The following is a 24,322-nucleotide window of genomic DNA, read 5'->3' as shown; positions in this document are numbered from 1 at the left end:
CCCATCCCGGCCGACGACCCGATACATCATCGCCATGACCGACACCATCCACATCCTCAACGGACCCAACCTGAACCTGCTAGGGGTGCGCGAGCCCACGCTGTATGGCAGCACCACGCTGGCCCAGGTTGAGCAGCTCTGCCGCCGGGTGGCGAGCGAACTCGGACTGGGCTGCGAATTTCGCCAATCCAACCACGAAGGGGTGCTGGTCGACTGGGTGCACGAAGCGCGCGAAACCGCGGCCGCCGTGGTCATCAACCCGGCGGGGCTGTCGTTCCGTTCCATTCCTTTGCTGGACGCGCTCAAGGCGCTGGACAAGCCGCTCGCGGAAGTGCACATCACCAACATCCACCGCCGCGACGAGCTGTACCAGAAATCGCTGGTGTCGCTGGCCGCCACGGGCGTCATCTGCGGCTTCGGTGCGTTCGGCTACGAACTGGCGATCCGGGCCGTGCACCAGCAACTGCGCGCCGACTGAGTTTTTTCTGCTTGCTTTTCACCCCAAACCACAGGAGACATTGGCCATGAACCGTCACATCAACCGCCGCCACGCCATCGCTGCCGGCGCTGCCCTGGCATCCACCACCTTCCTGCCCGCATGGGCGCAGGGCACCACCCCGCTGCGCTTTGCCGCCGTGTTTTCCGACCGCGACATTCGCGCCGACATGATGCGCATGTTCGGCAAAGACGTGGAAGCCGACTTCAAGCTCGAGGTCTACCTCAACTCCACCCTGTACCGCCAGGGCACGGAGCTCGTGGCCCTGCAGCGCAACAACCTCGACATGGGCAACATCGGGCCACAGGACATTTCCAAACAGGTGCCCGCCTGGTCGCTGCTCACCTCGGCCTACCTGTTCCGCGACGCCAACCACCTCGGTGCCTTCTTCGCCAGCGACATGGGCACCGAGATGAAGAAGATGGTCGAAGACCAGTTGAAGGTGAAGATCCTCGGGCCCACGTTCTTCGGCACGCGCCAGGTCGGCCTCAAGCCCAAGAAAAAAATCAACGTGCCTGCCGACCTGGCCGGCATCAAGCTGCGCATGCCTCCCGGCGAAAGCTGGGCCCTGCTGGGCCGCTCGCTGGGTGCCAACCCCACGCCCATGGCCTACGCCGAGACCTACACCGGCTTGCAGACCGGCGCGATCGACGGCCAGGACAATCCCCTGCCCAACGTGCAGAACATGAAGTTCTTCGAGGTCATGTCGCAGATCGTGCTGACCTCGCACCTGGTGGGCTACGACCTGCTCACGGTGAGCATGAAGATCTGGGAAAGCATGACGCCCGCCAGGCAGCAAGCCTTCCAGGCTGCCGCCGACAAGGCCATCGCCTGGAGCACGGCCGAACACCTCAAGCGAGAAAAGGAACTGGCCGAGAGCTTCCGCCAGCAGGGTCTGGACGTGTACGAGCCCAACATTGACGCCTTCCGCGAGCACGCGCAAAAGATCTATCTGGCGTCCGCCGAAGCCAAACAATGGCCAGCGGGCATGCTGGAAAAGATCAATGCCATGAGGTGACGCCTGGCTGGTGGATGGGGGGCGGGCAACCGTGGCGAGCGAGTTGCTGTCCAGGGATCGCAGCACCTGCGTCAGCGCTTTCACGCACCATGGCTCCAGCGGCTGAAAGCGCCCCGCGGGCGAACACAAAAAAAGACCACACCCGGCAGGCGCGTCAGGGGTGCTGGTATCGCGCATTTCCATGGCAAAGATGCGAGAACGGCACCGGTCTTCCAGACCCAGAGCAACATGTAGCCTGCGCTTCGGCTACCCTTGCATGTTTCAGCAACGGGCAGTTGACCGTCGGGTCTGCGGTCACACGCCTCATTGGCGCAGGCGATGGGCCCACGGAAGCCTTCGTTCTGCAGAATGCAGATCCGGTTCTTGAACCACTGCAGACCTGCGCACGCCCTACCTGCCTCCCCCCAATGCCACCCACCTTCAAACCATGACACACCGCTACACCCTGGTCGCTCTCCTGTCCACCGTCCTTGCCACGAGCGTCTTCACCGCCCACGCCCAGACCACTGCACTGCCCGCTGACAAGGTACTGGCCTCCGGTGTGGCCATGAAATGGAGCGCCGCCGGCCAGGGCACCAAGCCCAGGGCCACCGACACGGTGCAGGTGCACTACCGCGGTACGCTGCTCGACGGCACCGAGTTCGACAGCTCGTTCAAGCGCGGCCAACCCGCCAGCTTTCCGCTCAACCGGGTGGTGCCCTGCTGGACGCAGGCGGTGCAGGAAATGAAAGTGGGTGACACCGCCGACCTGACCTGCCCACCCGCAACAGCCTACGGCGAGCGCGGTATTCCCGGCGTGATCCCGCCCAACAGCACATTGAAATTCCAGGTGCAGCTGCTGGCCGTCCAGGGCCAATGAGTTTTACGCCCACCGCACAAATGAGCGCTGACACCCACGAGCCCGTGCACGAAGACCGCGTATGGAGCGACGAACACTGGACCGCCCGCGTCATCAAGAACGAAGACGATGACGGCTGGGCGGTGGCCATGTACCTCGATGGCGAGGCAGAGCCCGCCCTGGTGGGCCCCTGGACCATGGGCCGCGACAAGAAGAACCCCAAGCCGCTGGACACCGGCACCTTCAACACCCTGGTCAAAACGGCCAAGGAGGTGATTCGCCGGTCCGAACAGCAGCGCCATGCCGAACTCAACAAGAACGTGAGCGTGTCGGTCGATGGCCGGCGCATTCGGGTGGAACTGGCCATTGTTCCCGACGAAGAAGGCGCCACCGCCAACTTGAGAGCGCTGGATGAGTTCCAGGAATTGCTGGCCTGCGTGCCGGCGCCACCCACCTTCAAACTGACGGTGGACAGCGCGCAAGCCTGGATCGCCTCAGACTTTGTGAAGCCGAGGTGAGTACAACAAATCACCCGCGTCGGGCTTCGCGCGACCCCCTCAAGGGGGCGGCAATGGCCGTTCGGCAGAGCCGACCCGGCGGTGCCCTGGATGGCGCTTTTTCAGGCGGCGGAGCTGATTCTTTTCAGCCAAAAAAAAGGCCCACACATGATTGACGGATTGATCGCAGGTCGGCTGATGGGAGATGCCTCGCGCCGCGTGGACAAGACGGGCCGCTCGTATATGGTGGCCAGGGTATTGGCACGCAACAAGGCCGATGAGGAACACATCGTCAACGTCATCGCCTTTGACGATGCTCCCTGCGCCGCCCTGCTCGCCCTCACTGATGGCGACGCCATTGCACTCTCCGGCTCGCTCACACCCAAGGTGTGGACCGACAAGCAGGGCAACACCCGCCCCAGCCTGGACATGATCGCGGCCCATGTGCTGACGGCGTACCACGTGAGCCACAAGCAGTCTGCCATTGGCGGCGCCGGAACGGAACCGGCCTGACAGGAGGCGCTCACGCCCTTTCGCCTAACCACCAGCGCAACCCAAAGTGCCGCTGACGGACCTAGGAGCCTGCGCGGCAGAAGGCATCGAAGCGAAACGCGTGGGAAAAGAGCCCAATTCGGCGCCGATTTTGAGGACTGTGGCCGTAGCCACAGCCGGAAAAACGGGGGCGAAGTGGGACTTTTCTCCATGGGTTGCAGCCGATGTCGTTCTGCCGCGCAGGCTCCTGGCACCACCGGCCGCTTCAACCTCGCACCAGCAATCACTGGGGATCGTTGCTGGTGCCCACCCGGATTGACCGCACCTTGCCGGCGTAGCGTCCCAGGCCATCCAGCAGCACTGCGCAGGCCTCGGGGCCGATCTCTGTGAACAGTTCGCGCTCGGCCTTCTTCACCGCCTTTCCGAAGGCGATCAACCAGTCGCGCCCTGCATCGGTGAAACGCACCATGCGGGCGCGCTTGTCGCTGGCATCCACGGCTCGCGCCACCAGTCCGAGGGCTTCACACTGATCGATCAACTCGGTCATGGCCGCATTCGTCATGTGGGCACGGCGTGCCAGTTCGGTGATGCGTGTTCCCTCCAGATCCAGATGTCGGGTGAGATTGACGTGAGAAAGCCGTGTGTGGCCATGGCCGGCGAGGGTCATGAGTTCAAGCACCCGGGCTTCGAAACGCGTGAGCGCGTCGCCCAGCACCCGACCGGCATTGCCAAGGCGCCAGGCATCGCTGGCCCGGGGGGGCCTTGTTGAAACCGGCTTCATGCGTAGAATGGAATTACTAAGGTAACCTAACTATATGGGACCGAGACATGCCAAACCAGACCTTGCCGGACCACCTGCCGATGGATCTGCTCACTGCTCAAGGCCTCGAGCTGAATGTGGACGTCCTGATCGCTGGCGCGGGTCCATGCGGCTTGATGCTGGCAAACGAACTTGGCCTCAGGAATGTAGCCTGTCTGGTGGTGGACCCGAAGCCGGGCACCGCCTTCAACCCGCAGGCCAATGCCACCCAGGCGCGCACCATGGAGCATTTCCGGCGCATCGGCATTTCACAACAGGTGCGCGCACTCGGCCTGCCCGGTGATCACCCCACCGACATCGCCTACTTCACCCGATTCGCGCACCATGAACTGGCCCGCCTGCGGCTGCCCACCGCCGCCCAGGCCACGCAGCAGATCAAACAGCTGGGCGGATCGTGGAGCGCGGCCGAACTGCCCCACCGCGTATCGCAGAAGTTTGTGGAAGCGGTGCTGCGTGAACACGCGGAAAAGCGCACAGGCCGACAAATCGGATTTGGCTGGCGACTGCAGTCGTTTGAAGACACGGCCGATGGCGTGACCGCGCAGGTGACACCTGTAGCGAAGGAAAGCAAGCCGGTCACGGTGCACGCCCGCTACCTGATTGGTGCAGATGGCGCCCGCAGCTCCGTGCGCAATGCACTCGGCATCGGCATGGTGGGGGCCACCGGTCTGCAGCGCCAGTTCATGGGCGGCAAAATGTTTGCCATCTACCTGCGTGCCCCCGCCTTCTACCAGCAGTTTCCGCACGACATCGCCTGGATGTACGTGTCGGTCAATCACGAGCGACGGGTGTTCATGGCTTCGGTGGATGGCCGGGGCGAGTTCGCCTTCCACGCGGCCGTTCAACCTGGCGAAACCCCGGAACAATGGACGCACGAGGACGCGCGGCGCATTTTTGCTGAAGCCAGCGGCATGGCCAACCTCGACATCGAGATTCTTTCAACCGGCATCTGGATCGCAGGCCACTCGCTGGTGGCCGAGCGTTACCAGCAAGGCAACGTGTTCCTTGCAGGCGACGCCGCCCACCTGTTCACGCCCACGGGCGGTCTGGGCTACAACACCGCTGTGGGCGATGCGGTCAACCTGGCCTGGAAGCTCGCCGCCGTGGTCAAGGGGCAGTCACACCCATCGCTGCTGGACAGCTATGAGCAGGAACGCCGACCCATCGGCCTGCGCAACACAGCGTATGCGCGTCAGTTTGCCGACTCGGTGGGATTGTTCGAAGCCACGCCCGCGCTGGAGGCCGATGGAAATGAGGGCGAACAGCTGCGCGCCCACGCAAGCGCCGAACTGGGCGCGCACGTGCGTCGCGAGTTCAACATTCCGGGTGTCACGTTCGGTGAACGCTATGACCACTCGCCGCTGGTGTACAGCGACCCAGCGCACATACCCACCGACCAGGCCAACGAATACATCCCCACCACGAACCCGGGTGGGCGCCTGCCCCATTGCTGGCTCGAGGGTGAGCGCTCGCTGTACGACCTGCTGGGCTTCGAATGGACCGTGCTCGCGCCCAGCCAGTTGCAAGCCGAGGCGCAAGCGCTCGCAGACGCAGGACACGCGGCAGGACTCGATGTGAAGCTGCTCATGCTGACTACGGACCAGGTGGGCGCCCTGCTGGACGCGGGTCTGCTGATCGTGAGGCCCGATCAGGTGATCGCGTGGCGTGGCCGGGATGCGCAGGATGCTGACGCGGTCTGGGATCGCGTCGCCAGAATCCGTGCAAGGACCACCTGACAACAGGTTGGCGCACAAAGAGTCAGACGATCCATGGCAGGAAGCGCTTTGTATGAAGGCGATAGCCGGCATAGCCGGGATGCGCGGCGACCATCCACCGTTCTTCGAAGGCGGCCTTGACCACCAGCACGACCACCAGCAAAGCCAGCACCAGCCAGGCGCCCCAGGTGGCGCTGGTCCACGCGCATGCCAGTCCACAGGCGATCACAGCGGAATACATCGGGTGGCGGATCCAGCGGTAGGGTCCTTGTTGAACCAGCGTCCCGCCCTCGCGCGGTACCGGCCGGATGTTGAAGTTGCCCAGCCGATTGCTGGACAAGGCCCACGCGCCCAGCAGCACACCCAGCACGGTGCTGAACCACGCACCCATTGGCACCTGCCCCGCCAGGAATGCCGGTGCGGCCCACCCGGCCAGAAGGAGGATGCAACCGAACTGAAGCACGACCAGTGTGGTGCCCAGGCGGTTGGCAAAGCGTTTGTCGGGGAGGTGCATGGACATGTCGCGATCAGCGACGCCGGGCGACCAGCCCGATCAGGGCGGAACGGCCATGGTGGCCACTGCCTTCGGCCAGATCCTCTTCGTATTCACGCAACGCCACGATATCGAGCTCGGCGAACGCCTCGCGCAACAGGGCCTCGGTATACAGATGCGAAGCCAGCGGCGGCCCGCCGGTCTTGTATTCCAGCTGCCTGGGCGTGTACCCCTGAAGCACCAGATGGCCCCCAGGCTTCAGCGCACGAACCATGCGCGCGAACAGCCGCTCGCGCAGGGCCGGGTCTGCAAACTGCACGAAGATGGCAGCGACCCCGTCACAGGCCGCCTCGGGCCAGGCGTAGTCGTCACAGTCAGCAACTGAGAAGTTGACCGTCGCACCCCGCTGCGCAGCGAGGTCACGGGCCTTGGCCACGCCCACCTCTGCGATGTCGAAGGCCTCCACGTCGAGCCCCTGTTCGGCCAGCCAGACGCTGTTTCGGCCCTCGCCATCGGCCACGCACAGCACTCGCTCGCCCGGCGACCAGACGGATGCGTGCTCACGCAGCCAGGCATTGGGCGCGGAACCGAACAGGAAACCGGGCGCGGCAAAGCGCTGGTTCCAGGTCTGGGCGGGCGAGTTGAATGGTGAGGAGGTCTTGGTGTTGGTATTCATGGGGTGACGGTATTCATCTGGTTGGTCGAAGCTGGCGCAAGCGGCTCTCCAGTGCGGCAGCATTGAGGATGCCAAAGTGGGCATCGACCTGCCTGCCCTGTGCATCGTAGAAAAGCGTGACAGGAATACCGCGTGAGCCAATGGCTTCGCCGAGTCTGGATCCCTTGTCAAGCAGCACCTCGCGCAGCGGCAAACCCTCCTGGCGCAGGTAGGTTTGCACCGCAGCGGGCGACTCGCCCTGATTGACGAAGAGAAAGCCCACGGCTGTTTCGCGCTGTTGCGCGGCGGCCAGCATGGGCATCTCGACGCGGCAGGGCGCGCACCAGGTCGCCCACAGGTTGACGACCACGGGTCGCCCTTGAGCCGCCTGCGACAGGGTGAGGGATTCGCCCCCTTCCAGTCCGGCCAGCTCCACATCCGGCATGGACGGCGAGCCAGCCAGACCGATCGCGGTGGATGCGAGCCACCAGACGGTCACACCGGCCAGACTGCTCACGAGCCAGGCTTTTTTCAGCCTGGGCCAGCGCAGGCTGCGCCATGCCAACCAGACCAAACCAGCGACCAGTCCCGCAGGTGCGTTCCAGCCGCCGTCACGCACATCCAGCGCCGACAGCGGCGACGCGAGGTAGGCATCGGCATGGATGACCAGGTAGGCCAGGCGCGCTGCCAGCAAGCCGACCAGCGCGGCGTGGAACACGGTGTTGCCAGCCACCTCGCCCTGAGCCGCGTCTTCGCTCTTGCGCGCGAGGCGAGAAGCGAGAAAGGATGTGCCCCAGACGGCGCACAACAGCACAAGGGGTGCCACCGGCAGTGCGATCGGGCCGAGTGAGAGGGACAACATGGGTCAGCCGGCTCCGCTGTGGGGTTTGTCAGTTGGCGTTTCGATGGCGTCGCGCAGAAACGCCACCAGCGCAGGGCCATGGGGTGCCAGGGCGTCGCGCAGATCGTGATCACCTTCCACGAGCATCAACCGCGCCTTGCTGGACACAGCCACCAATCGTCGGGCATCCTCCACCGGGACCGTGCGATCGGACAAACCGTGCACCAGCAAGGTGGGACAGTTCACGGCGGCCAATGTTCGAAGGGGGGCGATTCTGTCAAAGGAGGTGCCAATCACTTTCTGTACATGGCGCAGAACGTACCAGCCCAACAAGGGATACGGGACTCGTTTTTCAGCCATGAACCGTCGCATCACCTCTTCGGGGTGTGCGAAAGCAGACAGGCTGACCACGGCGCGAACGTCGTCATGCTGCGAAGCGTGCAGCAAAGCGGCGGCCGCGCCAACCGAGTGGCCCAGCAGCGCCAGCTGGTCGCCCGCAATGGCGGGCTGCGTTCTCAACCAGGCAAGCCCCGAAGCCATGTCCTCCGCGAAGCGCGGCATCGAGGTGAAAGTCTCGTCATCGCTGTGCCCGTGACACCGCGCGTCCATGAGCAGCACGGCAAAACCGGCCGCATGCAGCGGCGGCACAACCGGCCACATCATCGCGGCGTTCGACCCCCAGCCGTGCATCACCAGCACGGCTGGCAGAGGTGTCCCGGAGCTTCTCGGCGGCATCACCAGCCAGGCTGACAAGCGCTTGCCGCCGGTAGTCGGGATATCAATCTCCGTGACCTGATCACGCGGCAGGCCTGAGGCGTGCGATCGAAGCTCATGGCTGACGCGTGGTGCACGCAAGCCCCTGACGATGCCCAGATGGGCACACTTCTGCAGGGCCCAAAGACCACCGACAGTGGTCAATGCACCCATGATCATGAGCTGCTGCCCCGAGACATCTTGATGTCAGCTCTGGTCATGCAGAGTGACACCTTCTGCGTCGACCACGGTGACCTGCACCGGGATGGCCTGCCGGACGCTCTGGGTGACGGTGCAGAATTCTTCGAACTGCGCCAGGGCGCGGTCCAGGTGCTCCAGCGAACTCGCGGGCACGCCCAGCGTCAGGCTGGCGTGAATGGTGAGAATGCGCAGCCGGCCCTCCGGATTGCGTCCCACTTCGGCCTGCACGTCGCAGCGGATGGGCTCAGGGGTCTGCTTGAACTTGCGAAGGGAAAACAACAACGAATCGCTCAGGCAATTGCCCACGGCGGCACACAGCAACTGCGCCGGAGAAGGACCTTCCCCCTTGCCCAGCGGGGCGGGTTCATCGGCGATCAGGATGGGCAGTTCGTTGCCGAAGTGGATCTCGAAACGGTAGTCGGTTTGTTGCTGAAGCGAAACAGAAACGGTGGTCATGGTGCTGCCCTGGGTGCGTGTGGATGGTGGATCAGAGTGTGTTCAAGGGAATCTTCAGATAGGCCACGCCGTTGTCTTCCTTCGGCGGCAGCGCGCCTGCGCGGATGTTGACCTGCACCGAGGGCAGGATCAGCGTGGGCATTTCCAGGGTGGCATCGCGCTGCGTGCGCATGGCGACGAACTCGTCTTCGCTCACACCGTCGTGCACGTGGATGTTCTTCGCCCGCTGCTCGGCCACCGTGGTCTCAAACGCCACCGGACGGTCGTCGGGTGGATAGTCGTGGCACATGAACAGGCGCGTTTCGGGCGGCAGGCTCAGGAGCTTGCGGGTAGAGGCGTAGAGCGCACGGGCATCGCCACCGGGAAAGTCACATCGCGCGGTGCCCACGTCGGGCATGAACAGGGTGTCGCCCACGAACACCGCGTCGCCGAATCGATAAGCCACGCAAGCGGGTGTGTGGCCTGGCACGCACATCACCTCTCCCGCCATCGCGCCAAGCGAAATGGTCTCGCCTTCCTTGAAAAGGTGGTCGAACTGCGAGCCATCGAGCTTGAATTCGGGTTCCAGATTGAAGAGGTCCTTGAACACCTTTTGCACCTGGGTGATTTTTCCGCCGATGGCGATCTTTCCACCCAGCTCGGCGCGCAGGTAGGGTGCAGCAGAGAGGTGATCGGCGTGGGCGTGGGTCTCCAGAATCCATTGCACATGCAGATCGTTGGCGCGCACGTAGTCGACCACCTTGTCGGCCGATGTGTGACGGGTCCGTCCGGATTTGGCGTCGTAATCGAGCACCGAATCGATGATGGCGCAATCGGTTCCGGGACCGCTGTGCACCACGTAGGTCACCGTCCAGGTGGCAGGATCAAACATGCCATGCACCTGGGGTTGTGCGTTTGCGCTTGTCTTCGTGTTCATGGTGTCCTCTGTTGAATGAGCTGTTAACAATATATTGACAAACAATATATTTGTCAATATATTGTTTGTCAATCCCACCAACCCAACGAGTGAGTGCACCGATGGAGAACGTCAAGATGGACCTGGAAGAAATGCAGTCGGCCGCCGGGCGGGCCTGCCGGTTGATGAAAGTGCTGTCGAACCCCGATCGATTGTTGATCCTGTGCCAGTTGTCTCAGGGTGAACGCCGCGTGGGCGAACTGGAAGAACTGCTCGGCATCCTCCAGCCCACCTTGTCACAGCAACTCACTGTGTTGCGAGATGAGGCGCTGGTGAGCACGCGCCGCGAGGGAAAGCACATCGTCTACGGCCTGACCAGCCCCAAGGCACTGGCTGTGATCCAGGTGCTGTACGAGCAGTTCTGTGTGTGTGAAAGACCGTAAGCCATGGCCAACATTGGGGCTATCTCATACCTCGGGGCTCTTTGCAGCGGCAGATCGGTTCAATCTGGCAGCCTGAGGCACCTCTCATGACCCCACCTCCCGCCTGGCGCCAGTGGCTGCCTGCGCTGCCTGTGCTGCAATGGGGCCGTCGCTACAACCGGGAAACATTCGTCAGCGACGGCGTGGCGGCGCTGATCGTCACCATCATGCTGATCCCGCAGAGCCTGGCTTACGCCATGCTCGCCGGCCTGCCTCCCGAAGTGGGGCTGTACGCCAGCGTGGCTCCCCTGATCTTCTACGCCATCTTCGGCACCAGCCGTGTGCTGGCGGTTGGCCCGGTGGCGGTGGTTTCGCTCATGACGGCAGCAGCCATCGGCCAGCATGCCGTACCGGGATCAGACGCTTACTGGGCCGTGGCCATCACGCTGGCCTTTCTCTCCGGCCTTCTGCTGCTGGCCATGGGGCTGTTGCGCCTGGGGTTCCTGGCCAATTTCCTCAGCCACCCGGTGATCTCGGGGTTCATCTCGGCCTCGGGCATCCTGATCGCGGCCAGCCAGCTCAAAACGCTCTTCGGTGTGCAGGCCGAAGGTCACAACTTCTTCGAACTCACCCGATCCCTGCTGTCACAGGTGGGTGACATCCATGGTCTCACCCTGGCAATAGGTTCGCTCACCATCGCGTTTCTTTTCTGGGTGCGCAGTGGGCTCAAACCACTGATGATGAACCTGGGTCTGCGGCCGCGAGCTGCGGACATCATCGCCAAGACCGGTCCGGTGCTGGCGATAGCCGTGACCACGCTGCTGACCTGGCGCATGGACTGGCAGGCGCATGGCGTGAGGATCGTCGGCACCGTGCCACAGGGTCTTCCCCCCTTCACCATGCCGGTCTGGGACTTCGGTCTCTGGCAGCAACTGTTGGTGCCGGCGCTGCTCATCAGTGTGGTCGGTTTCGTGGAGTCTGTATCGGTCGGGCAGACCTTGGCGGCCAAACGCCGCCAGCGCATCGAGCCCGACCAGGAGTTGGTGGCGCTCGGCTCAAGCAATCTTTCGGCCGCTTTCACGGGGGGCTTTCCCGTCACCGGTGGTTTTGCCCGTTCCATCGTCAACTTCGACGCCGGTGCACAAACGCCAGCTGCCGGTGTCTTCACCGCGTTTGGCATTCTGCTGGCCTCCCTATTCCTCACGCCGGCGCTCTACTACCTGCCGCAGGCCACACTGGCCGCCACGATTGTGGTGGCGGTGCTGTCGCTGGTGGACTTCAGCATCCTGCGCAAGACGTGGCGCTATGCCAAGTCCGACTTCATCGCCGTGGTGGCCACGCTGGTGACCACCCTTGGTGTGGGGGTGGAGACCGGGCTGGTGGTGGGTGTGGCGGTGTCGCTGGCGCTGTACCTGTACCGCACCAGCCGCCCGCACATGGCCGAGGTGGGCCTGGTGGCGGGCACCGAACACTTCCGCAACGTTCAGAGGCATACGGTATTGGTCAGCCCCAGGCTGCTGAGCCTGCGGGTAGACGAGAGCCTGTACTTCGCCAATTCGCGTGCGCTGGAAGACCGCATCAACAGCGCCATGGCCAGCCGCCCCGGCCTGGAGCATGTGGTGCTGCAGTGTTCGGCCATCAACGAGATCGACGGCAGCGCCCTGGAAAGCCTGGAAGCCATCGACTTGCGCCTGCGCGACGCCGGCATTCGGCTGCATTTGTCAGAAGTCAAGGGACCCGTGATGGACCGGCTGAAAGCGACCGAGTTTCTGCACGCCCTGAGTGGCAAAGTGTTCCTCACCCACTACCAGGCCATTCGCGAACTATCACCCGAAGTCGGTTGACGAATCCGGGCCAGGAGCCTGCGATATCCTGCCGCTCATGTGCACCCGCTACATCTCCCCCGACCAGGCTTGCATCGAACGCGAATGGCACATAGGACGCGCCAACAGCGATCCCTGGCTGACCAAGGTGTTCGCGCAGGAGCTGTACCCCAGGCAGCAGGGGCCGTTCGTGCGGAGGTCGCGGGACGATGCGGGGTATTCGCTGGAGCTGGTGGCCGGGCGCTGGGGATTGATTCCCCCGTTCTCGAACACACCCGATGTGAAGTTCGCCACCTACAACGCGCGATCTGAAGAGATGGCGGGCAAAGCGAGCTTTCGCGATGCGTGGGCGCGCGGCCAACGCTGCATCGTGCCGGCCACCGTGTTCTATGAACCGAACTGGGAAACGGGCAAGAACGTGTGGTGGCAATTCAAGCGCGCCGACGGCCGGCCATGGGCACTGGCCGGGCTGTGGAGCCGCTGGTTGGACCGCCAGACCGGCGAGGTTCACGAGTCTTACACCATGCTCACCCTGGGCGCCAACAGCCACCCCCTGATGAGCCGCATGCACAAGCCGGAAATGGACCCGGCCTCGCGACAGCCGCTGCCACTGGCGCTGCAGGACAAGCGCAGCGTGATCCCCATCGAGCAAGGTGATGTGGAGCAATGGCTGGCCGGCACCGTGGTGCAGGCGCAGGCGTTGCTGAAGCTGCCGCAGGCCGATCTGTTCGATGCAGAACCCGAGCAAAAGGATGGCCTTTTTTAGAGGGCGCCCATGCTGTGGGGCCACAGCCACAGAAACCCAACCTGCGAGGTGGAAAGTCCGTGCAGCGGCCCACAAGCGCCTCGATTGAGTAAGTCGTTTTGGGCATTGCTACATCTGTTGACAATTGCTCGCGCCTCTGCCGGCTCGGTGGACCTAGCATCGCGTTCCCCACCACTCTCAGGAGAACAACACATGCACCCGCAACTCTCGAAGCTTCTTCGCGCCCTGGTCACGGGCGTCGCATTCACCAGTCTGGCTGCCACGGCCCAGGACGTGGTGGTGGTGGTTAACCCGGTCGATCCAGTGACCGCGCCGGTGCTCCAACCGCAGAAGAAGCCGACCTTCACTTCCCTGATCGCCGCCGAAAGCCTGGCGCAGCAGGGCGTGACCGACCCGAGCGGCACCGAACTGGGCGCGGCTGAGGCGAGTGTTCAGGCGATGCGCGACAGTGGCATGGGATGGGGCGCCATCGCCAACTCGATGAACGTCCGCCTGGGCGATGTGGTGAGCGCCGCGAACAAGTCGCCGCGCGCCATCAAGACCAGAACGGACTCCGACACTGAAACCGACACCACGGCGGACCGTACGCAGCGCAACCCTCCCGGCGACAAGCGACTGGCCGCTGCGGGCGACACGATCACCACGCGCGGTCTGGGCGCCGGCAAATCAGGCAACCAGGGCGGCGCCAGCAATGGGGGGTCTAGCGGCGGCGGCAAAGGCGGTGGTGCCGGCAACGGTGGCTCCGGCGGTGGCGGCAAGGGCGGCGGCGCTGGCAACGGGGGTTCCGGTGGTGGCGGCAAAGGCGGTGGCAACAGCGGTGGCGGCCGAGGCGGCGGCAATGGAGGTGGCAAGGGCGGCGGAAACGGTGGTGGCAAACGCTGACCTGCCGGCATCTTCCCGAACCTGAGTGGGGCCGCGCTCAGGAAACGATATAAGCCCCCGCCCCGGTCGACAGCAGTTTTCCGTCCGCCCCCCGGAACTCCATGCGGGTGCTGGCCACACGCGAACCCAGGCGCATGACTTCGGCGTGCAGTTCGAAGTGGTCGCTGATGCCGGGGCGCAGGTAGTCGATGCGCAGGTCGATGGTGCCGAGTTTGCTGAAGCGGTGCAGGCGCTGCTCGGGCGCTTCGTCCATGTGGCGCGCGCCGATGGCGGCCATGCAGGCCAGGCCGCCCATGGCGTCGAGGCAGGCGCTGATGACACCGCCGTGCACGCGGTTGTGGCTGTAGTGGCCCACCAGCTCGCGCTTCATGTCGATGCGCCCGGCCACCCGGTCGGGTAGCAGGCTGGTGATCTTCAGGCCCAGCACCTGGTTGAACACGATCTTTTCTTCGAAGATGTTTTTGAGACCGTTGATGAACTCGGCTTCGAATTCGGTGGGAGGCGTGATGGTTTTGCTCATGGTGGGGTGATTGTGGGGGAGTGCGCCAACGTGCCGGAGATGGCGCGTTTCAGCCCAGACCCAGCTGGCGGGCGGCGAGTTCTTTCATGATTTCTTCGGCACCGCCGCCGATCATCATCACCTTCACTTCGCGGTAGACGCGTTCGCTCACCGTGCCGCGCATGTAGCCCATGCCGCCCAGAATCTGCACCGCGGCATCGGCGCAGAACTGCATCGCCTGGGTGGCGTGGTTTTTCAGAAGGCACACACCGGTCACCCAGTCTGGCCCGACATCACCCGCATCGGCACGCGCACCCAATGTATCGACCCACGCCTGTGTGGACTGGATGCGCATCTGCATGTCAACGAGCTTGTGGCGGATCACCTGGTGTTCGATGAGCGTTGCACCGAAGGTCTGACGTTGTTGTGCCCAGGCCAGGGCCTCGTCGAAGCAGGCCTCAGCGAAGCCCAGCGCCATCGCAGACAGGGCCAGGCGCTCGCCGTTGAAGTTGCCCATGATGATGCGAAAACCCTTTCCCTCTTCACCCAGCAGGTAGCGCGAGGGCACGCGAACGCCGTCGAACCGCAGGTGGGCGGTGTCGCTGCAGAGCCAGCCCATCTTGTGCAGCCGGGTGCGCGATATGCCGGGCAGGTGGCAGGGCACGACGATCATGGAGATGCCTGACGCGCCTTTGCTCTGAAGATCTGTGCGCACGGCGAGCGTGATCCAGTCGCAGCGCATGCCGGAAGTGATGAAGACCTTCTCGCCGTCGATCACGTAGTGATCACCGTCCCGCCTTGCGGTGGTGCGCAGCGCGGCCACGTCGGAGCCCCCACCGGGTTCGGTGATCCCCAGAGCGGCGATCTGCTCGCCGCGCAGCACCGGCGGAATCACCTCTGCCTGCAGCTCGTTTGTGCCGTGGGCCAGCACTGGCGGCAGGCCGATGTTGTGCGTGAACAGGCTGGCCATCACCCCGCCGCTGCCGCCGAAGCGGGCGAGTGTCTGCGACATGGCGTTGCGTGCGCTCCATGGCGCGGGCGTGCCACCCAGGTGTTCCGGGTAGCCCAGCCCCAACAGGCCCAGCTGTGAGGCCGTTGGGTACAAGGCCTTCGGGAATTCACCCGCTTCCTCCCACGCATTCACGTTCGGTGCAATCGCTTCGCGCGCGAAGCGCTTAACCGTGTCAATCAGTGCGGTGCGGTCTTCGGCGTTGAAGTCTGGTTGGGAGGTCATGTCAGTGACGCCCGGCCGCCCGAGGGCACTGACGTGCCCCCTCCGGGGGCAGCGAACAAAGTGAGCGTAGGGGCTGTTTCATGCTACGCAGAAAAGGTAAGGAGGATCTGACCGGGCGCCACTTGCTGACCGTGCGAGGCCGACACCGCCTCCACCCGACCATCGCGTGGGGCAGTGATCTGGTGTTCGAGCTTCATGGATTCAATGACGAACAGCGGTGTGCCTTTCTGCACGTCGGCGCCGGCCAACGCATGCACGGCGATGAGCTTGCCGTTGAACGGTGCCCGCAACTCGCGTGCGGCTGAGGCACCGCCTTCGCGTTCGCGGGGCGTGTGGCTGAGGTCTTGAAGTGCCAGCGTGTGTGCGCCCACCTGGACCTGCCAGCGGCCGCCACCGAGTGACACGGCATGCACCCGCCACAAGACACCGTCGATGGTCACGCTGTCCTGGGCTACGCCTGCTTGAATGCTGCGCTCGCCCAGCGTCACGCTCAGGGCACCATGCCCTCGTTCCTGCACCGCCAGTTCGAGCGTGTGCCCGTCGTGTTGCCAGCGCAGCGGGCGGGCGAAGGGGGATGGCAGGGCAGCGGCGGGGGTCATCGCGTGGTAGGTGGCAGCCAGCACACCGGCAAGCACAGCATCGGGTGAGGGTTGGAGTTGTTCGCGCAGCTCGTCCCCATGTTCAGCCAGAAAAGGAATGAGCGCGTCACCTGCCACGAACACCGGATGGCGCAGGCATGCAGCCAGAAAGACGCGGTTGGTGGGCAGGCCCAGCACGGTGGTGGCGTCGAGTGCGTGAGACAGATGTTGTATGGCTTCAGTGCGGGTAGGTGCGTGAGCGATGAGCTTGCCCAGCATGGCGTCGTAGTGGGGTGTGATTTCGCTGCCAGCTTCCAGGGCGTGGTCGAAGCGCAGGCCAGGGGTGAGCGGCGGCGGCTGGAAGGCTTGCACTGTGCCGGTATGCGGGGTGAAGTGCTCATCCTCGGCACAAAGGCGCACTTCGATGGCGTGCCCATTGAAGATGATCTGATCTTGGTTGAGCGGCAGCAATTCGCCGCGCGCCACGCGGATCTGCCACTCCACGAGATCCAGCCCCGTAAGCATCTCGGTCACCGGGTGTTCCACCTGCAGCCGCGTGTTCATTTCCATCAAAAAGAAGCTGGCCGGGGTGGTGGCTTCTACAGCATCTGCTTCTTCGAGCAAGAACTCCACCGTGCCCGCCCCCACATAACCCGCCGCCTGCGCCAGCGCCACGGCGCAGCGCCCCAGCTCTTCGCGCAGATCAGGCGGCACCGCGGGACTGGGGGCTTCTTCGATGATCTTCTGGTGACGGCGCTGGACCGAACAGTCGCGCTCGCCCAGGTGCACACAATGGCCGTGTGCATCGGCAAACACCTGCACCTCCACATGGCGCGGGCGCAGCACGGCGCGTTCGATCAGCAGGTCGCCGTTGCCAAAGCCTGCCAGCGCTTCCGATCTTGCGCTCTTCAAGGCAGCGGGCAGGTCTTCGAGGCGATGCACCAGACGCATGCCGCGACCACCGCCACCGGCCACGGCCTTCACCATCAAGGGCGTTCCAACGCGTTCGGCCTCCGCCATGAAAGTGGCGTCGCTCTGGTCGGCGCCGAAGTAGCCAGGCAACACCGGCACACGGTGCTGCAGCGCCAGCGCCTTGGCGGCCGACTTGCTGCCCAGCGCGCGAATGGCAGCCGGCGGCGGGCCGACCCAGGTCAGGCCAGCGTCGATCACGGCCTGGGCGAAGTCCGCGTTTTCGCTGAGGAAGCCGTAGCCGGGGTGCACCGCATCGGCGCCGGTGATGCGTGCGGCTTGCAGCAGACGGTCGATGCGCAAATAGGATTCGGCTGAGCTTGTGCCGCCGAGCGCGAAGGCCGTAGTGGCCTCGCGCACATGCAGGGCAACGGCATCAGGGTCGCTGAACACGGCCACGGTTTCGATGCCCATGGTGTGGGCGGTGCGGATCACCCGGCGGGCGATCTCTCCCCGGTTGGCGATCAGCAGCCGCTTCATGGTTGTTTCAGCCATGGCGGTGGCAGCTTCTTGGCGAACGATTCCAGACCGGCTGCAGCTTCAGGGCTGCGCAAGGCCGCTGCGAAGGCCCTCGCTGCTTCGTCTCGCAGGTCGGGCATCTTGTCGCGCAGGCGATGAAGCAGTTGTTTGGTGGCAGCCACCGCTCCCGGGGCAGCGCGATTCAATGCCTGCGTGGCTTCGGCCACGGCGGTGTCCAGCACGTCGTCGTCGACCACGCGGTTCACCAGTCCAGCGGCTTGCGCCTGTGTCGCGGTCCAGCGCAGGCCGCCCAGCAGGCAATGCCTTGCGGTGGCGTCGCCCAGGCGCTGCCAGACAAAGGGCGCGATCTGTGCCGGTGGCAGGCCAAGGGTCACCTCGGGCGTGCCAAAGCTCGCGCGCTCGGTGGCCACGACGATGTCGGCACAACACACCAACCCGAAGCCGCCACCCATGGCTGGGCCATCGACCGCACACAGCAGCCACTGCGGCAGTTCGGTGAGGGCGTGCAGCACGTCGCCAAAGGCGCGGTTCAGCGCGATCAGCGGGTCGGTTTCGCCGGGCTGCAGCGGCTGGCCGATGACGCCGGCCAGGCTGCTCAGGCTGCCGCCGGCGCAGAAGGCACCGCCTGCGCCGGTGAGCACGATGCCACGCAGTGTGGGATCGGCCTTCGCGCGAATGCAGGCTTCAAACAGGCCCAGCACCATGGTGTCGGTGAGGGCGTTTCGGGTCGTGGGGTCATTGAGCGTCCAGTGCTCGACGTCGCCGTGGCGTTCGACGGTGAGAGGTGTGGTCATGGTTGGTGGTCCTGTGATGTGTGGGCGGGGTAGCCCCCACCCCTGCCCTCCCCCAGAGGGGGAGGGGGAAAGAGGGAAGGTTCTGCTCTCTCCCCTTCTGCCGTGTGGGAAAAGAGGGGGACAGCGGCGTCTCGGCTCTGTCCAAAGAGTGCCGGGCGTTCGGCTCCCTCCCCCTCTGGGGGAGGGTTGGGGTGGGGGCCCGCGTGAAGGGGTTTCACTTCATCGCCTTCTTCGCGATCCCCATGGTCTTCGCCAGTATGCCCAGCATCACTTCATCCGCCCCACCCCCGATCGACGCCAGGCGTCCATCGCGGAACATGCGTGAAACCTTGTTTTCCCAGGTGAAGCCCATGCCACCCCAGAACTGAAGACAGGTGTCGGGAACGGTGCGATTCAGGCGTCCGGCTTTGAGCTTGGCCATGGTGGCCCATTCGGTCACATCGGCTCCGCCCACATAGTGTTCACATGCCTGGTAGGTGAGTGCACGCAGGGCTTCAACTTCGGTCTTGAGTTCGGCCAGCTTGAACTGCACCCACTGCTGATCGGCCAGACTGGCACCGAAGAGCTTGCGTTCCTGCGCCCACTCGACCGTCCATTCGATGCAGTTGGTGAGGCTTTGCAGCGTGCTGGCGGCGCACCACAGGCGCTCTTCCTGGAACTGCTGCATCTGGTAGATGAAGCCCGCGCCTTCCTGGCCAATGCGGTAGCGCTGCGGCACGCGCACTTCGTCGAAATAGATGAGTCCGGTGTCGCTGCTGTTCATGCCGATCTTGCGGATCTTCTGCGCCACCTCGATGCCCTTGAGGAGCTTGCCGTTTTCGCGCATGGGCACCATCACCAGGCTCTTGTTCTTGTGCGCCGGGCCATCGCTGGTGTTGACCAGCATGCACATCCAGTCGGCTTGCAGGCTGTTGGTGATCCACATTTTCTGGCCGGAGATCACATAGTCGTCACCGTCCTTGCGGGCCACACTCCTGATGGCCGACACGTCGCTGCCCGCCGCGGGTTCGCTCACGCCGATACAACCCACCGTGTCACCGGCGATGGCGGGCGTCAGGAAGTCGCGCTTGAGCTCTTCGCTGCCGAAACGCGCGAGTGCGGGCGTGGCCATGTCGGTCTGTACGCCGATGGCCATGGGCACGCCGCCGCAGTGGATGTGGCCCAGCGTTTCGGCCATGGCCATGCCATACGAATAGTCGAGACCGGCACCGCCATAAGCTTCGGGTTTGGTCAGCCCCAGCAAGCCCAGATCGCCCAGGCCCTTGAAGATTTCGTGCGCGGGCATCATCTCGGCCGCCTCCCATTCGTCCACATGCGGGTTGATGTGCTCGTCGATGTACCGTTTGAGGGTTTTCTGGATTTCGCGGTGTTCGTGGGTGAATTGCATGCCTTGTCTCCTGGGTGCTTTCTTACATGCGCGCCACGCCAAAGGGCAGCGGTCGCGGGTTGTGTTGCGCTGATTCGGCGCAGGTGTCGAGGCAGAAGATCAGTACCGCGCGCGTGTCGCGCGGGTCGATCACACCATCGTCCAGCACCAGGCCACTGGTGTGAAACGCGTCGGCCTGGCTCTCGAACACCTGCACGATCTGGTCGAACTGCTGCTGCATCTGGGACTCGTCGGGCGTGATGCCTTTGCGCGCCATGCCGGCCTCGGCCACGATGCGCATGGTGCGCGCGGCCTGCTCGCCGCCCATCACGGCGGTGCGCGCGTTGGGCCAGCTGAAGAGGAAGCGCGGGTTGAAGCCGCGTCCGCACATGCCGTAATTCCCGGCGCCAAATGAAGCCCCACACTGGATGGTGACCTGCGGCACGGTGGCGCCTGTCACCGCCTGGATCATCTTGCTGCCGTGCTTGATCATGCCGCCCTGCTCGCTGTCTTTGCCCACCATGTAGCCGGTGGTGTTCTGCAGGTAGACGATGGGGTGGCCGAGCTGGCACATCCACTGGATGAAGTGCGTGGCCTTGTTCGCACCAGCCACGTCGATGGGGCCGTTGTTGCTGATGATGCCCACCGCATGGCCGCCGATGCGGGCCTGCACGCACAGCGTGGCGGGGCCGTACAGAGGCTTGAACTCGAGCAGGTCCGATCCATCGACGATGCGCGCCATGACTTCGCGCATGTCCACCGGTTCGCGGTGGTGGGGGGGCATGAGGGCGAGCAGGTCGTCGGTGGAAAGCTTGGGTTCGCACACGCCCTCACCCCCGCCCTTTGCGCCGAGTGCGGTGCCTTGCTCCCACTCCCGCGTGCGGGAGAGGGTGGGGGTGAGGGTAGCCACCACGCGCCGCGCCAAACCCAGCGCCTCACGGTCATCCTCCGCCAGGTACTCCCCCAAGCCAGACACACTGGTGTGCATCTCGGCACCACCCAGCTCTTCTTCACTTGCAACCTCACCAGTCGCGGCCATCAACAAAGGGGGCCCCGCCAGAAACGCCCTTGAGCGCCCGCGCACCATGATCACCACGTCGCTCAGCCCCGGCATGTAGGCGCCCCCCGCCGTGCCCGAGCCATGCTGCACGGTGACCACCGGCAAGCCAGCAGCGGAGTGCCGCGCCAGGTTGCGGAACAGCGAGCCACCGTGCACAAAGCCTTCGACCTTGTATTTGGTGAGGTTCGCCCCTGCGCTTTCCACCAGGTGCACAAAGGGCAGCTTGTTGTCGAGCGCCAGCTCCTGCACCCGCAGAATCTTTTCAAGCCCGCGCGCCTGGATGGCACCCGCCTCGATGCCCGAGTCGCTGGCCACCACCACGCAGCGCACGCCACTGACAAAGCCGATGCCGGCCACCACACCACCACCGGGTACGGATTTTTCCGGGTCTCTGGTGTCCTGACCAAATCCTGCCAGCGAGCACAACGGCAGCCAGGGTGCACCGGGGTCGAGCAGCAGGGCGATGCGCTCGCGGGGTAGCAATTGGCCGCGCTTGTCGAACACCGTTTTGGACTGGGCCGACTTGGCTGCGGCGCGGTCTTCGAGTGCGCGCAGTTGGGCAATGCGGTCGAGCATGGCGGCTCGACGCTGTTGCGCGGCTTCGGTGTGGGGGTTGAAGGCCGTGCTGAAGCTCATGCGATGGCCCTCACCCCAACCCTATCCCGCATGCGGGAGAGGGAGTGACTGCCCTTGCTGATCCACTGCGCCCTTCTCCCCTGGGCGCCCAAACTCACGTTTCCAGCGACGCGCCGAGTCATGCCACCTCTCCCGCTGGCGGTAGTGGGTTGGATGGAGGGCTGTCCCCCGCAAACACCTTGGGCATCACATACCGGTGAAACCCCTCAAACGCCTTCACCGCATCGCGCATCTGCACATCCGCTGGCGCCGCCACCTGCCCCCAACCCATGCGCACCTGAGGCCGCGCTCCGTCCACGCGTACCACGCTGCCACTGATGAAACTCGCGGCCGGGCTGAGCAGGAACACGATGGCCGCACTGGTTTCGGCTTCGTTGCCGAAGCGGCCCAGCGGCACCGTGGTGCGCATCTCACGCAGCATGGGACCGGCCTCTTCCGGGTAGTGGTCCATGCCGCTGGAAGCGATGTAACCCGGCGCCACCGCGTTCACGCGCACCCCGCTTTTTGCCCATTCCAGCGCAGCGGTCTCGGTGAAGTTCACCATGCCCGCGCGGGCCGCACCACTGTGGCCCATGCCGGGCATGGAGCCCCACATGTCGGCCACGATGTTGACCACCGCGCCTCCATGCGCTTCCATGCTCTGCACATAACATTCGCGCGCCATCAGAAAGCCACCGGTGAGGTTGGTGTCGATCACCGCCTGCCAGCCTTTGGCGCTGATTTTCTCCAGCGGGGTCATGTACTGGCCGCCGGCGTTGTTCACCAGCCCGTCGATGCGGCCATGGGCGACCACGATGGCCGTCACCAGCGCCTGGACCGCCGCCTCGTTGCGGATGTCGCAGCTGTGAAAGCTGGCGCGCCCGCCGTCGCTCACGATCTCTGCCGCCGTGTCCTGCAGCTTCTGCAGATTGCGTCCCACCAGCACCACGTGGGCGCCCAGGCTGGCCAGTTCGTGTGCGGTGCACCGGCCGATGCCCGAGCCACCACCCGTGATGATCACGACCTTCCCTGCCATCAGGCGAGGGGAAAAGACCGATCGGTAGCCTGGTTGCAACTGGTTCGATGGACTCATGTCATTCCTCCACGTTTCAAGATCGGCTCCACGGCAGATGGTTGGCCACACAACACGTACCGAGAGGGCAGCCACCGAACAGCACAGGGGATCATTCCAGCCTTTTCAGGAACAGGTGCACCACGGACGCCGTCAGGTCGTCCAGCGTGGCCTGGCGCGCCGGGTCGTACCACTGCACCGACCAGTTCAGCGCGCCGAACAGCATCATGCGCGCCAGCGCCGGATCGCCATGCAACTCGCCGCTGGCGTGCAAGGCCTTGAGCACCGGCACCCAAACCGCCTCGTAGCTGTCTTTCAGCCGGTTCACCTCGCTGCGTTGCGCTGCAGAGAGCGAACGCCATTCGTAAAGCATCACGGGAATGAAGTCGCTGTCGGGGCCCAGCAACACCTCGAAATGGCTGCGCACCAGTACCCTGAAGCACTCCCGTGCGCTCAGCGTGTGGCCGCATGCCGCCGCCTGCGCAACTGCCGTGTCCATAGCGCTCGCCTGGCGCTGCAGCGCACTTTTCATGCCCTCCTGCATGACCGCCGCCAGCAAGGCTTCCTTGTTCTCGAAGTGATAAAAGGGCGAGCCGGACCGCATGCCTGCGGCGGTGGCGATGTCACGGGTGCTGGTGGCGCCAAAGCCCTGCTGACGAAACAAGCGTGCGGCGGCCCGCAGCAGTTCCTGCCGGCGGTTTCCGTCGTCCCGTTCATGCACAGCCTTGCGGGGTCTGCCCCGGGCGCGGCGCACGGGCTCGGCCTGCGAGGGTTTTGATACGTCGGTCTCGATGCTCATGACTTCGCACCTTAGCAGGCCGCTTTATTTTCAGCAAGCAAACGCTTTGTAAAAATAGACCGGCCTGTCGCGTCGCGGACAGAACTGGCGCATGCCGCAGGGAGCGCGAAAGTCCTTCCGGAGCGAAATGCCCCAAGTCCAGGGCGCCTGTGGAACCGGCTTCGCCGGGCCACTGGGTGCGTCTCCCCTCCAAGCGCCGACGGCGCGCCAGAGAGGGGGGAAGCCGCGTCAGCAGCGCAGGGGGGTGTTCTTAGTCACACCCCCCAGACGATTTCAACCCCAGCCTGTTCGCATCGCTGCATCATCTCAATGAAAGGCGCACTGCGCATGCGCAGACTGACGTGATCGAACTCGGGCGGTGGCTCGCCCTTGGCTTGGGCTTCTTCGCGCTGACGCGTTTGATCGGCCTCTTCCTGAACCGCTGCGTCACGCAGGGCCTGTACCGCAGCCGGCATCTGCTGTGGCAGCACAATGCCCTGGGGCGCCGGGTCTTTGCCAATGATCTCCAGCACGCGCTGGCCGTGCTGCTTCAGCATCACCAGATCACCGGTTTCACGGGACTTGAATCGATAAACAGACATGTTGTGGACCTCCTTGTGTAGTCAGGTCATTCTGGCATCAATGAGGTGTGGTCGGACATCCGATATGGGCGGTTTGTTCGATCATTCTGTTCCGGTCCTTGTCGAGGGTCAACATTTGTCCATGTAGGCGCTGCGTCAGACTCGTGGGGTTTGTGTGGAGGGTGCCGAGGTCGACAACGGGATGGAAACGGCAATGATTCTGTAGAGCCCTG

Annotated in this window: 26 protein-coding genes; 10 read left to right on the top strand and 16 right to left on the bottom strand. The window is 64.4% G+C overall.

Annotated elements, in window-relative coordinates:
- The first annotated feature begins 34 nt into the window (after positions 1 to 34).
- The 5 genes from Q7V46_RS16280 (at position 35) to Q7V46_RS16260 (ending at position 3,362) form a co-directional block, all read left to right on the top strand.
- On the top strand, positions 35 to 478 hold the full coding sequence (locus Q7V46_RS16280) for a type II 3-dehydroquinate dehydratase (RefSeq protein ID WP_304914609.1): 444 nt from the start codon (positions 35 to 37) through the stop codon (positions 476 to 478).
- A gap of 46 nt (positions 479 to 524) precedes the next feature.
- Positions 525 to 1,514 carry a TRAP transporter substrate-binding protein DctP gene (gene dctP / locus Q7V46_RS16275; RefSeq protein WP_304914608.1) on the top strand — a complete coding sequence of 330 codons (990 nt, stop codon included), beginning with the start codon at positions 525 to 527 and terminating at the stop codon, positions 1,512 to 1,514.
- A gap of 427 nt (positions 1,515 to 1,941) precedes the next feature.
- The gene (locus Q7V46_RS16270) at positions 1,942 to 2,373 is read left to right on the top strand and encodes an FKBP-type peptidyl-prolyl cis-trans isomerase (protein ID WP_304914607.1); all 432 of its coding nucleotides are present in this window, start codon (positions 1,942 to 1,944) and stop codon (positions 2,371 to 2,373) included.
- A gap of 20 nt (positions 2,374 to 2,393) precedes the next feature.
- Positions 2,394 to 2,870, top strand: coding sequence for a hypothetical protein (locus tag Q7V46_RS16265; RefSeq protein ID WP_304914606.1), 477 nt, complete (start codon positions 2,394 to 2,396; stop codon positions 2,868 to 2,870).
- 147 nt (positions 2,871 to 3,017) lie between these two features.
- Positions 3,018 to 3,362: a single-stranded DNA-binding protein gene (locus tag Q7V46_RS16260; protein WP_304914605.1), complete on the top strand. Its 345-nt coding sequence runs from the start codon at positions 3,018 to 3,020 to the stop codon at positions 3,360 to 3,362.
- A 262-nt stretch (positions 3,363 to 3,624) separates the two neighbouring features.
- Here the strand turns inward: Q7V46_RS16260 and Q7V46_RS16255 are convergent, their stop codons facing one another.
- Entirely contained in the window at positions 3,625 to 4,122 is a 498-nt protein-coding gene (locus Q7V46_RS16255) for a MarR family winged helix-turn-helix transcriptional regulator (protein WP_304914604.1), read from the bottom strand.
- A 47-nt stretch (positions 4,123 to 4,169) separates the two neighbouring features.
- Between Q7V46_RS16255 and Q7V46_RS16250 the strand changes: the two genes are divergently transcribed.
- A complete protein-coding gene (locus Q7V46_RS16250; protein ID WP_304914603.1) occupies positions 4,170 to 5,897 on the top strand; it encodes an FAD-dependent oxidoreductase in 1,728 nt (575 codons plus the stop codon).
- A gap of 22 nt (positions 5,898 to 5,919) precedes the next feature.
- Here the strand turns inward: Q7V46_RS16250 and Q7V46_RS16245 are convergent, their stop codons facing one another.
- Genes Q7V46_RS16245 through Q7V46_RS16220 form a run of 6 tightly spaced genes read right to left on the bottom strand, consistent with a single transcriptional unit; the run spans position 5,920 to position 10,191 of the window.
- On the bottom strand, positions 5,920 to 6,396 hold the full coding sequence (locus tag Q7V46_RS16245) for an isoprenylcysteine carboxylmethyltransferase family protein (RefSeq protein WP_304914602.1): 477 nt from the start codon (positions 6,394 to 6,396) through the stop codon (positions 5,920 to 5,922).
- A 7-nt stretch (positions 6,397 to 6,403) separates the two neighbouring features.
- Positions 6,404 to 7,045 carry a class I SAM-dependent methyltransferase gene (locus Q7V46_RS16240; RefSeq protein ID WP_304914601.1) on the bottom strand — a complete coding sequence of 214 codons (642 nt, stop codon included), beginning with the start codon at positions 7,043 to 7,045 and terminating at the stop codon, positions 6,404 to 6,406.
- Between the two features lie 13 nt (positions 7,046 to 7,058).
- Positions 7,059 to 7,886 carry a TlpA disulfide reductase family protein gene (locus Q7V46_RS16235; protein ID WP_304914600.1) on the bottom strand — a complete coding sequence of 276 codons (828 nt, stop codon included), beginning with the start codon at positions 7,884 to 7,886 and terminating at the stop codon, positions 7,059 to 7,061.
- Between the two features lie 3 nt (positions 7,887 to 7,889).
- Entirely contained in the window at positions 7,890 to 8,792 is a 903-nt protein-coding gene (locus tag Q7V46_RS16230; RefSeq protein ID WP_304914599.1) for an alpha/beta hydrolase, read from the bottom strand.
- 33 nt (positions 8,793 to 8,825) lie between these two features.
- Positions 8,826 to 9,275 carry an OsmC family protein gene (locus Q7V46_RS16225; protein WP_304914598.1) on the bottom strand — a complete coding sequence of 150 codons (450 nt, stop codon included), beginning with the start codon at positions 9,273 to 9,275 and terminating at the stop codon, positions 8,826 to 8,828.
- Positions 9,276 to 9,306: 31 nt separating this feature from the next.
- Positions 9,307 to 10,191 (bottom strand): MBL fold metallo-hydrolase, encoded by an 885-nt coding sequence (locus Q7V46_RS16220; protein ID WP_304914597.1) that lies wholly within the window; start codon positions 10,189 to 10,191, stop codon positions 9,307 to 9,309.
- Positions 10,192 to 10,292: 101 nt separating this feature from the next.
- On the opposite strand from Q7V46_RS16220, the gene Q7V46_RS16215 reads away from it, so the two are divergent.
- The 4 genes from Q7V46_RS16215 (at position 10,293) to Q7V46_RS16200 (ending at position 14,063) form a co-directional block, all read left to right on the top strand.
- A complete protein-coding gene (locus Q7V46_RS16215) occupies positions 10,293 to 10,613 on the top strand; it encodes a helix-turn-helix transcriptional regulator (protein WP_304914596.1) in 321 nt (106 codons plus the stop codon).
- Positions 10,614 to 10,699: 86 nt separating this feature from the next.
- Positions 10,700 to 12,436, top strand: a complete 1,737-nt coding sequence (locus Q7V46_RS16210; protein ID WP_304914595.1) for a SulP family inorganic anion transporter — start codon at positions 10,700 to 10,702, stop codon at positions 12,434 to 12,436.
- A gap of 37 nt (positions 12,437 to 12,473) precedes the next feature.
- Complete coding sequence (locus tag Q7V46_RS16205; RefSeq protein ID WP_304914594.1) at positions 12,474 to 13,181, top strand: SOS response-associated peptidase; 708 nt, start codon at positions 12,474 to 12,476, stop codon at positions 13,179 to 13,181.
- A 192-nt stretch (positions 13,182 to 13,373) separates the two neighbouring features.
- Entirely contained in the window at positions 13,374 to 14,063 is a 690-nt protein-coding gene (locus tag Q7V46_RS16200) for a hypothetical protein (RefSeq protein ID WP_304914593.1), read from the top strand.
- A 37-nt stretch (positions 14,064 to 14,100) separates the two neighbouring features.
- Here Q7V46_RS16200 and Q7V46_RS16195 read toward each other — a convergent pair whose 3' ends face one another.
- The 9 genes from Q7V46_RS16195 to Q7V46_RS16155 all read right to left on the bottom strand — a co-directional run bounded on the left by Q7V46_RS16195 (position 14,101) and on the right by Q7V46_RS16155 (position 24,110).
- Complete coding sequence (locus Q7V46_RS16195; protein WP_304914592.1) at positions 14,101 to 14,583, bottom strand: thioesterase family protein; 483 nt, start codon at positions 14,581 to 14,583, stop codon at positions 14,101 to 14,103.
- 49 nt (positions 14,584 to 14,632) lie between these two features.
- Positions 14,633 to 15,796 (bottom strand): acyl-CoA dehydrogenase family protein, encoded by a 1,164-nt coding sequence (locus Q7V46_RS16190; RefSeq protein WP_304914591.1) that lies wholly within the window; start codon positions 15,794 to 15,796, stop codon positions 14,633 to 14,635.
- Between the two features lie 83 nt (positions 15,797 to 15,879).
- Positions 15,880 to 17,823 carry a biotin carboxylase N-terminal domain-containing protein gene (locus tag Q7V46_RS16185; protein ID WP_304914645.1) on the bottom strand — a complete coding sequence of 648 codons (1,944 nt, stop codon included), beginning with the start codon at positions 17,821 to 17,823 and terminating at the stop codon, positions 15,880 to 15,882.
- Positions 17,820 to 18,617, bottom strand: a complete 798-nt coding sequence (locus Q7V46_RS16180) for an enoyl-CoA hydratase/isomerase family protein (protein ID WP_304914590.1) — start codon at positions 18,615 to 18,617, stop codon at positions 17,820 to 17,822. The genes Q7V46_RS16185 and Q7V46_RS16180 overlap by 4 nt, the downstream gene beginning before the upstream one ends.
- A gap of 214 nt (positions 18,618 to 18,831) precedes the next feature.
- A complete protein-coding gene (locus Q7V46_RS16175; RefSeq protein ID WP_304914589.1) occupies positions 18,832 to 20,004 on the bottom strand; it encodes an acyl-CoA dehydrogenase family protein in 1,173 nt (390 codons plus the stop codon).
- Between the two features lie 22 nt (positions 20,005 to 20,026).
- On the bottom strand, positions 20,027 to 21,679 hold the full coding sequence (locus Q7V46_RS16170; protein ID WP_304914588.1) for an acyl-CoA carboxylase subunit beta: 1,653 nt from the start codon (positions 21,677 to 21,679) through the stop codon (positions 20,027 to 20,029).
- A 118-nt stretch (positions 21,680 to 21,797) separates the two neighbouring features.
- The gene (locus Q7V46_RS16165; RefSeq protein ID WP_304914587.1) at positions 21,798 to 22,751 is read right to left on the bottom strand and encodes an SDR family oxidoreductase; all 954 of its coding nucleotides are present in this window, start codon (positions 22,749 to 22,751) and stop codon (positions 21,798 to 21,800) included.
- A 91-nt stretch (positions 22,752 to 22,842) separates the two neighbouring features.
- Positions 22,843 to 23,529 (bottom strand): TetR/AcrR family transcriptional regulator, encoded by a 687-nt coding sequence (locus Q7V46_RS16160; protein ID WP_304914586.1) that lies wholly within the window; start codon positions 23,527 to 23,529, stop codon positions 22,843 to 22,845.
- A 254-nt stretch (positions 23,530 to 23,783) separates the two neighbouring features.
- Positions 23,784 to 24,110: a DUF1840 domain-containing protein gene (locus tag Q7V46_RS16155; protein WP_304914585.1), complete on the bottom strand. Its 327-nt coding sequence runs from the start codon at positions 24,108 to 24,110 to the stop codon at positions 23,784 to 23,786.
- Positions 24,111 to 24,322 lie beyond the last annotated feature (212 nt).

Origin of the sequence: Hydrogenophaga sp., from assembly GCF_030651625.1 — a bacterium.
In the GTDB taxonomy this organism is placed as follows: domain Bacteria; phylum Pseudomonadota; class Gammaproteobacteria; order Burkholderiales; family Burkholderiaceae_C; genus Hydrogenophaga.
Note: the sequence above shows the minus strand (reverse complement) of the source record. Positions and strands in the feature narration are given on the sequence as shown.

What these genes read in the sequence shown, in the direction of transcription:
- Q7V46_RS16280 (WP_304914609.1), top strand. Translation starts at nt 35, where the DNA reads ATGACCGACACCATCCACATCCTCAACGGACCCAACCTGAACCTGCTA.
- dctP (WP_304914608.1), top strand. Translation starts at nt 525, where the DNA reads ATGAACCGTCACATCAACCGCCGCCACGCCATCGCTGCCGGCGCTGCC.
- Q7V46_RS16270 (WP_304914607.1), top strand. Translation starts at nt 1,942, where the DNA reads ATGACACACCGCTACACCCTGGTCGCTCTCCTGTCCACCGTCCTTGCC.
- Q7V46_RS16265 (WP_304914606.1), top strand. Translation starts at nt 2,394, where the DNA reads ATGAGCGCTGACACCCACGAGCCCGTGCACGAAGACCGCGTATGGAGC.
- Q7V46_RS16260 (WP_304914605.1), top strand. Translation starts at nt 3,018, where the DNA reads ATGATTGACGGATTGATCGCAGGTCGGCTGATGGGAGATGCCTCGCGC.
- Q7V46_RS16255 (WP_304914604.1), bottom strand. Translation starts at nt 4,122, where the DNA reads ATGAAGCCGGTTTCAACAAGGCCCCCCCGGGCCAGCGATGCCTGGCGC.
- Q7V46_RS16250 (WP_304914603.1), top strand. Translation starts at nt 4,170, where the DNA reads ATGCCAAACCAGACCTTGCCGGACCACCTGCCGATGGATCTGCTCACT.
- Q7V46_RS16245 (WP_304914602.1), bottom strand. Translation starts at nt 6,396, where the DNA reads ATGTCCATGCACCTCCCCGACAAACGCTTTGCCAACCGCCTGGGCACC.
- Q7V46_RS16240 (WP_304914601.1), bottom strand. Translation starts at nt 7,045, where the DNA reads ATGAATACCAACACCAAGACCTCCTCACCATTCAACTCGCCCGCCCAG.
- Q7V46_RS16235 (WP_304914600.1), bottom strand. Translation starts at nt 7,886, where the DNA reads ATGTTGTCCCTCTCACTCGGCCCGATCGCACTGCCGGTGGCACCCCTT.
- Q7V46_RS16230 (WP_304914599.1), bottom strand. Translation starts at nt 8,792, where the DNA reads ATGGGTGCATTGACCACTGTCGGTGGTCTTTGGGCCCTGCAGAAGTGT.
- Q7V46_RS16225 (WP_304914598.1), bottom strand. Translation starts at nt 9,275, where the DNA reads ATGACCACCGTTTCTGTTTCGCTTCAGCAACAAACCGACTACCGTTTC.
- Q7V46_RS16220 (WP_304914597.1), bottom strand. Translation starts at nt 10,191, where the DNA reads ATGAACACGAAGACAAGCGCAAACGCACAACCCCAGGTGCATGGCATG.
- Q7V46_RS16215 (WP_304914596.1), top strand. Translation starts at nt 10,293, where the DNA reads ATGGAGAACGTCAAGATGGACCTGGAAGAAATGCAGTCGGCCGCCGGG.
- Q7V46_RS16210 (WP_304914595.1), top strand. Translation starts at nt 10,700, where the DNA reads ATGACCCCACCTCCCGCCTGGCGCCAGTGGCTGCCTGCGCTGCCTGTG.
- Q7V46_RS16205 (WP_304914594.1), top strand. Translation starts at nt 12,474, where the DNA reads ATGTGCACCCGCTACATCTCCCCCGACCAGGCTTGCATCGAACGCGAA.
- Q7V46_RS16200 (WP_304914593.1), top strand. Translation starts at nt 13,374, where the DNA reads ATGCACCCGCAACTCTCGAAGCTTCTTCGCGCCCTGGTCACGGGCGTC.
- Q7V46_RS16195 (WP_304914592.1), bottom strand. Translation starts at nt 14,583, where the DNA reads ATGAGCAAAACCATCACGCCTCCCACCGAATTCGAAGCCGAGTTCATC.
- Q7V46_RS16190 (WP_304914591.1), bottom strand. Translation starts at nt 15,796, where the DNA reads ATGACCTCCCAACCAGACTTCAACGCCGAAGACCGCACCGCACTGATT.
- Q7V46_RS16185 (WP_304914645.1), bottom strand. Translation starts at nt 17,823, where the DNA reads ATGAAGCGGCTGCTGATCGCCAACCGGGGAGAGATCGCCCGCCGGGTG.
- Q7V46_RS16180 (WP_304914590.1), bottom strand. Translation starts at nt 18,617, where the DNA reads ATGACCACACCTCTCACCGTCGAACGCCACGGCGACGTCGAGCACTGG.
- Q7V46_RS16175 (WP_304914589.1), bottom strand. Translation starts at nt 20,004, where the DNA reads ATGCAATTCACCCACGAACACCGCGAAATCCAGAAAACCCTCAAACGG.
- Q7V46_RS16170 (WP_304914588.1), bottom strand. Translation starts at nt 21,679, where the DNA reads ATGAGCTTCAGCACGGCCTTCAACCCCCACACCGAAGCCGCGCAACAG.
- Q7V46_RS16165 (WP_304914587.1), bottom strand. Translation starts at nt 22,751, where the DNA reads ATGAGTCCATCGAACCAGTTGCAACCAGGCTACCGATCGGTCTTTTCC.
- Q7V46_RS16160 (WP_304914586.1), bottom strand. Translation starts at nt 23,529, where the DNA reads ATGAGCATCGAGACCGACGTATCAAAACCCTCGCAGGCCGAGCCCGTG.
- Q7V46_RS16155 (WP_304914585.1), bottom strand. Translation starts at nt 24,110, where the DNA reads ATGTCTGTTTATCGATTCAAGTCCCGTGAAACCGGTGATCTGGTGATG.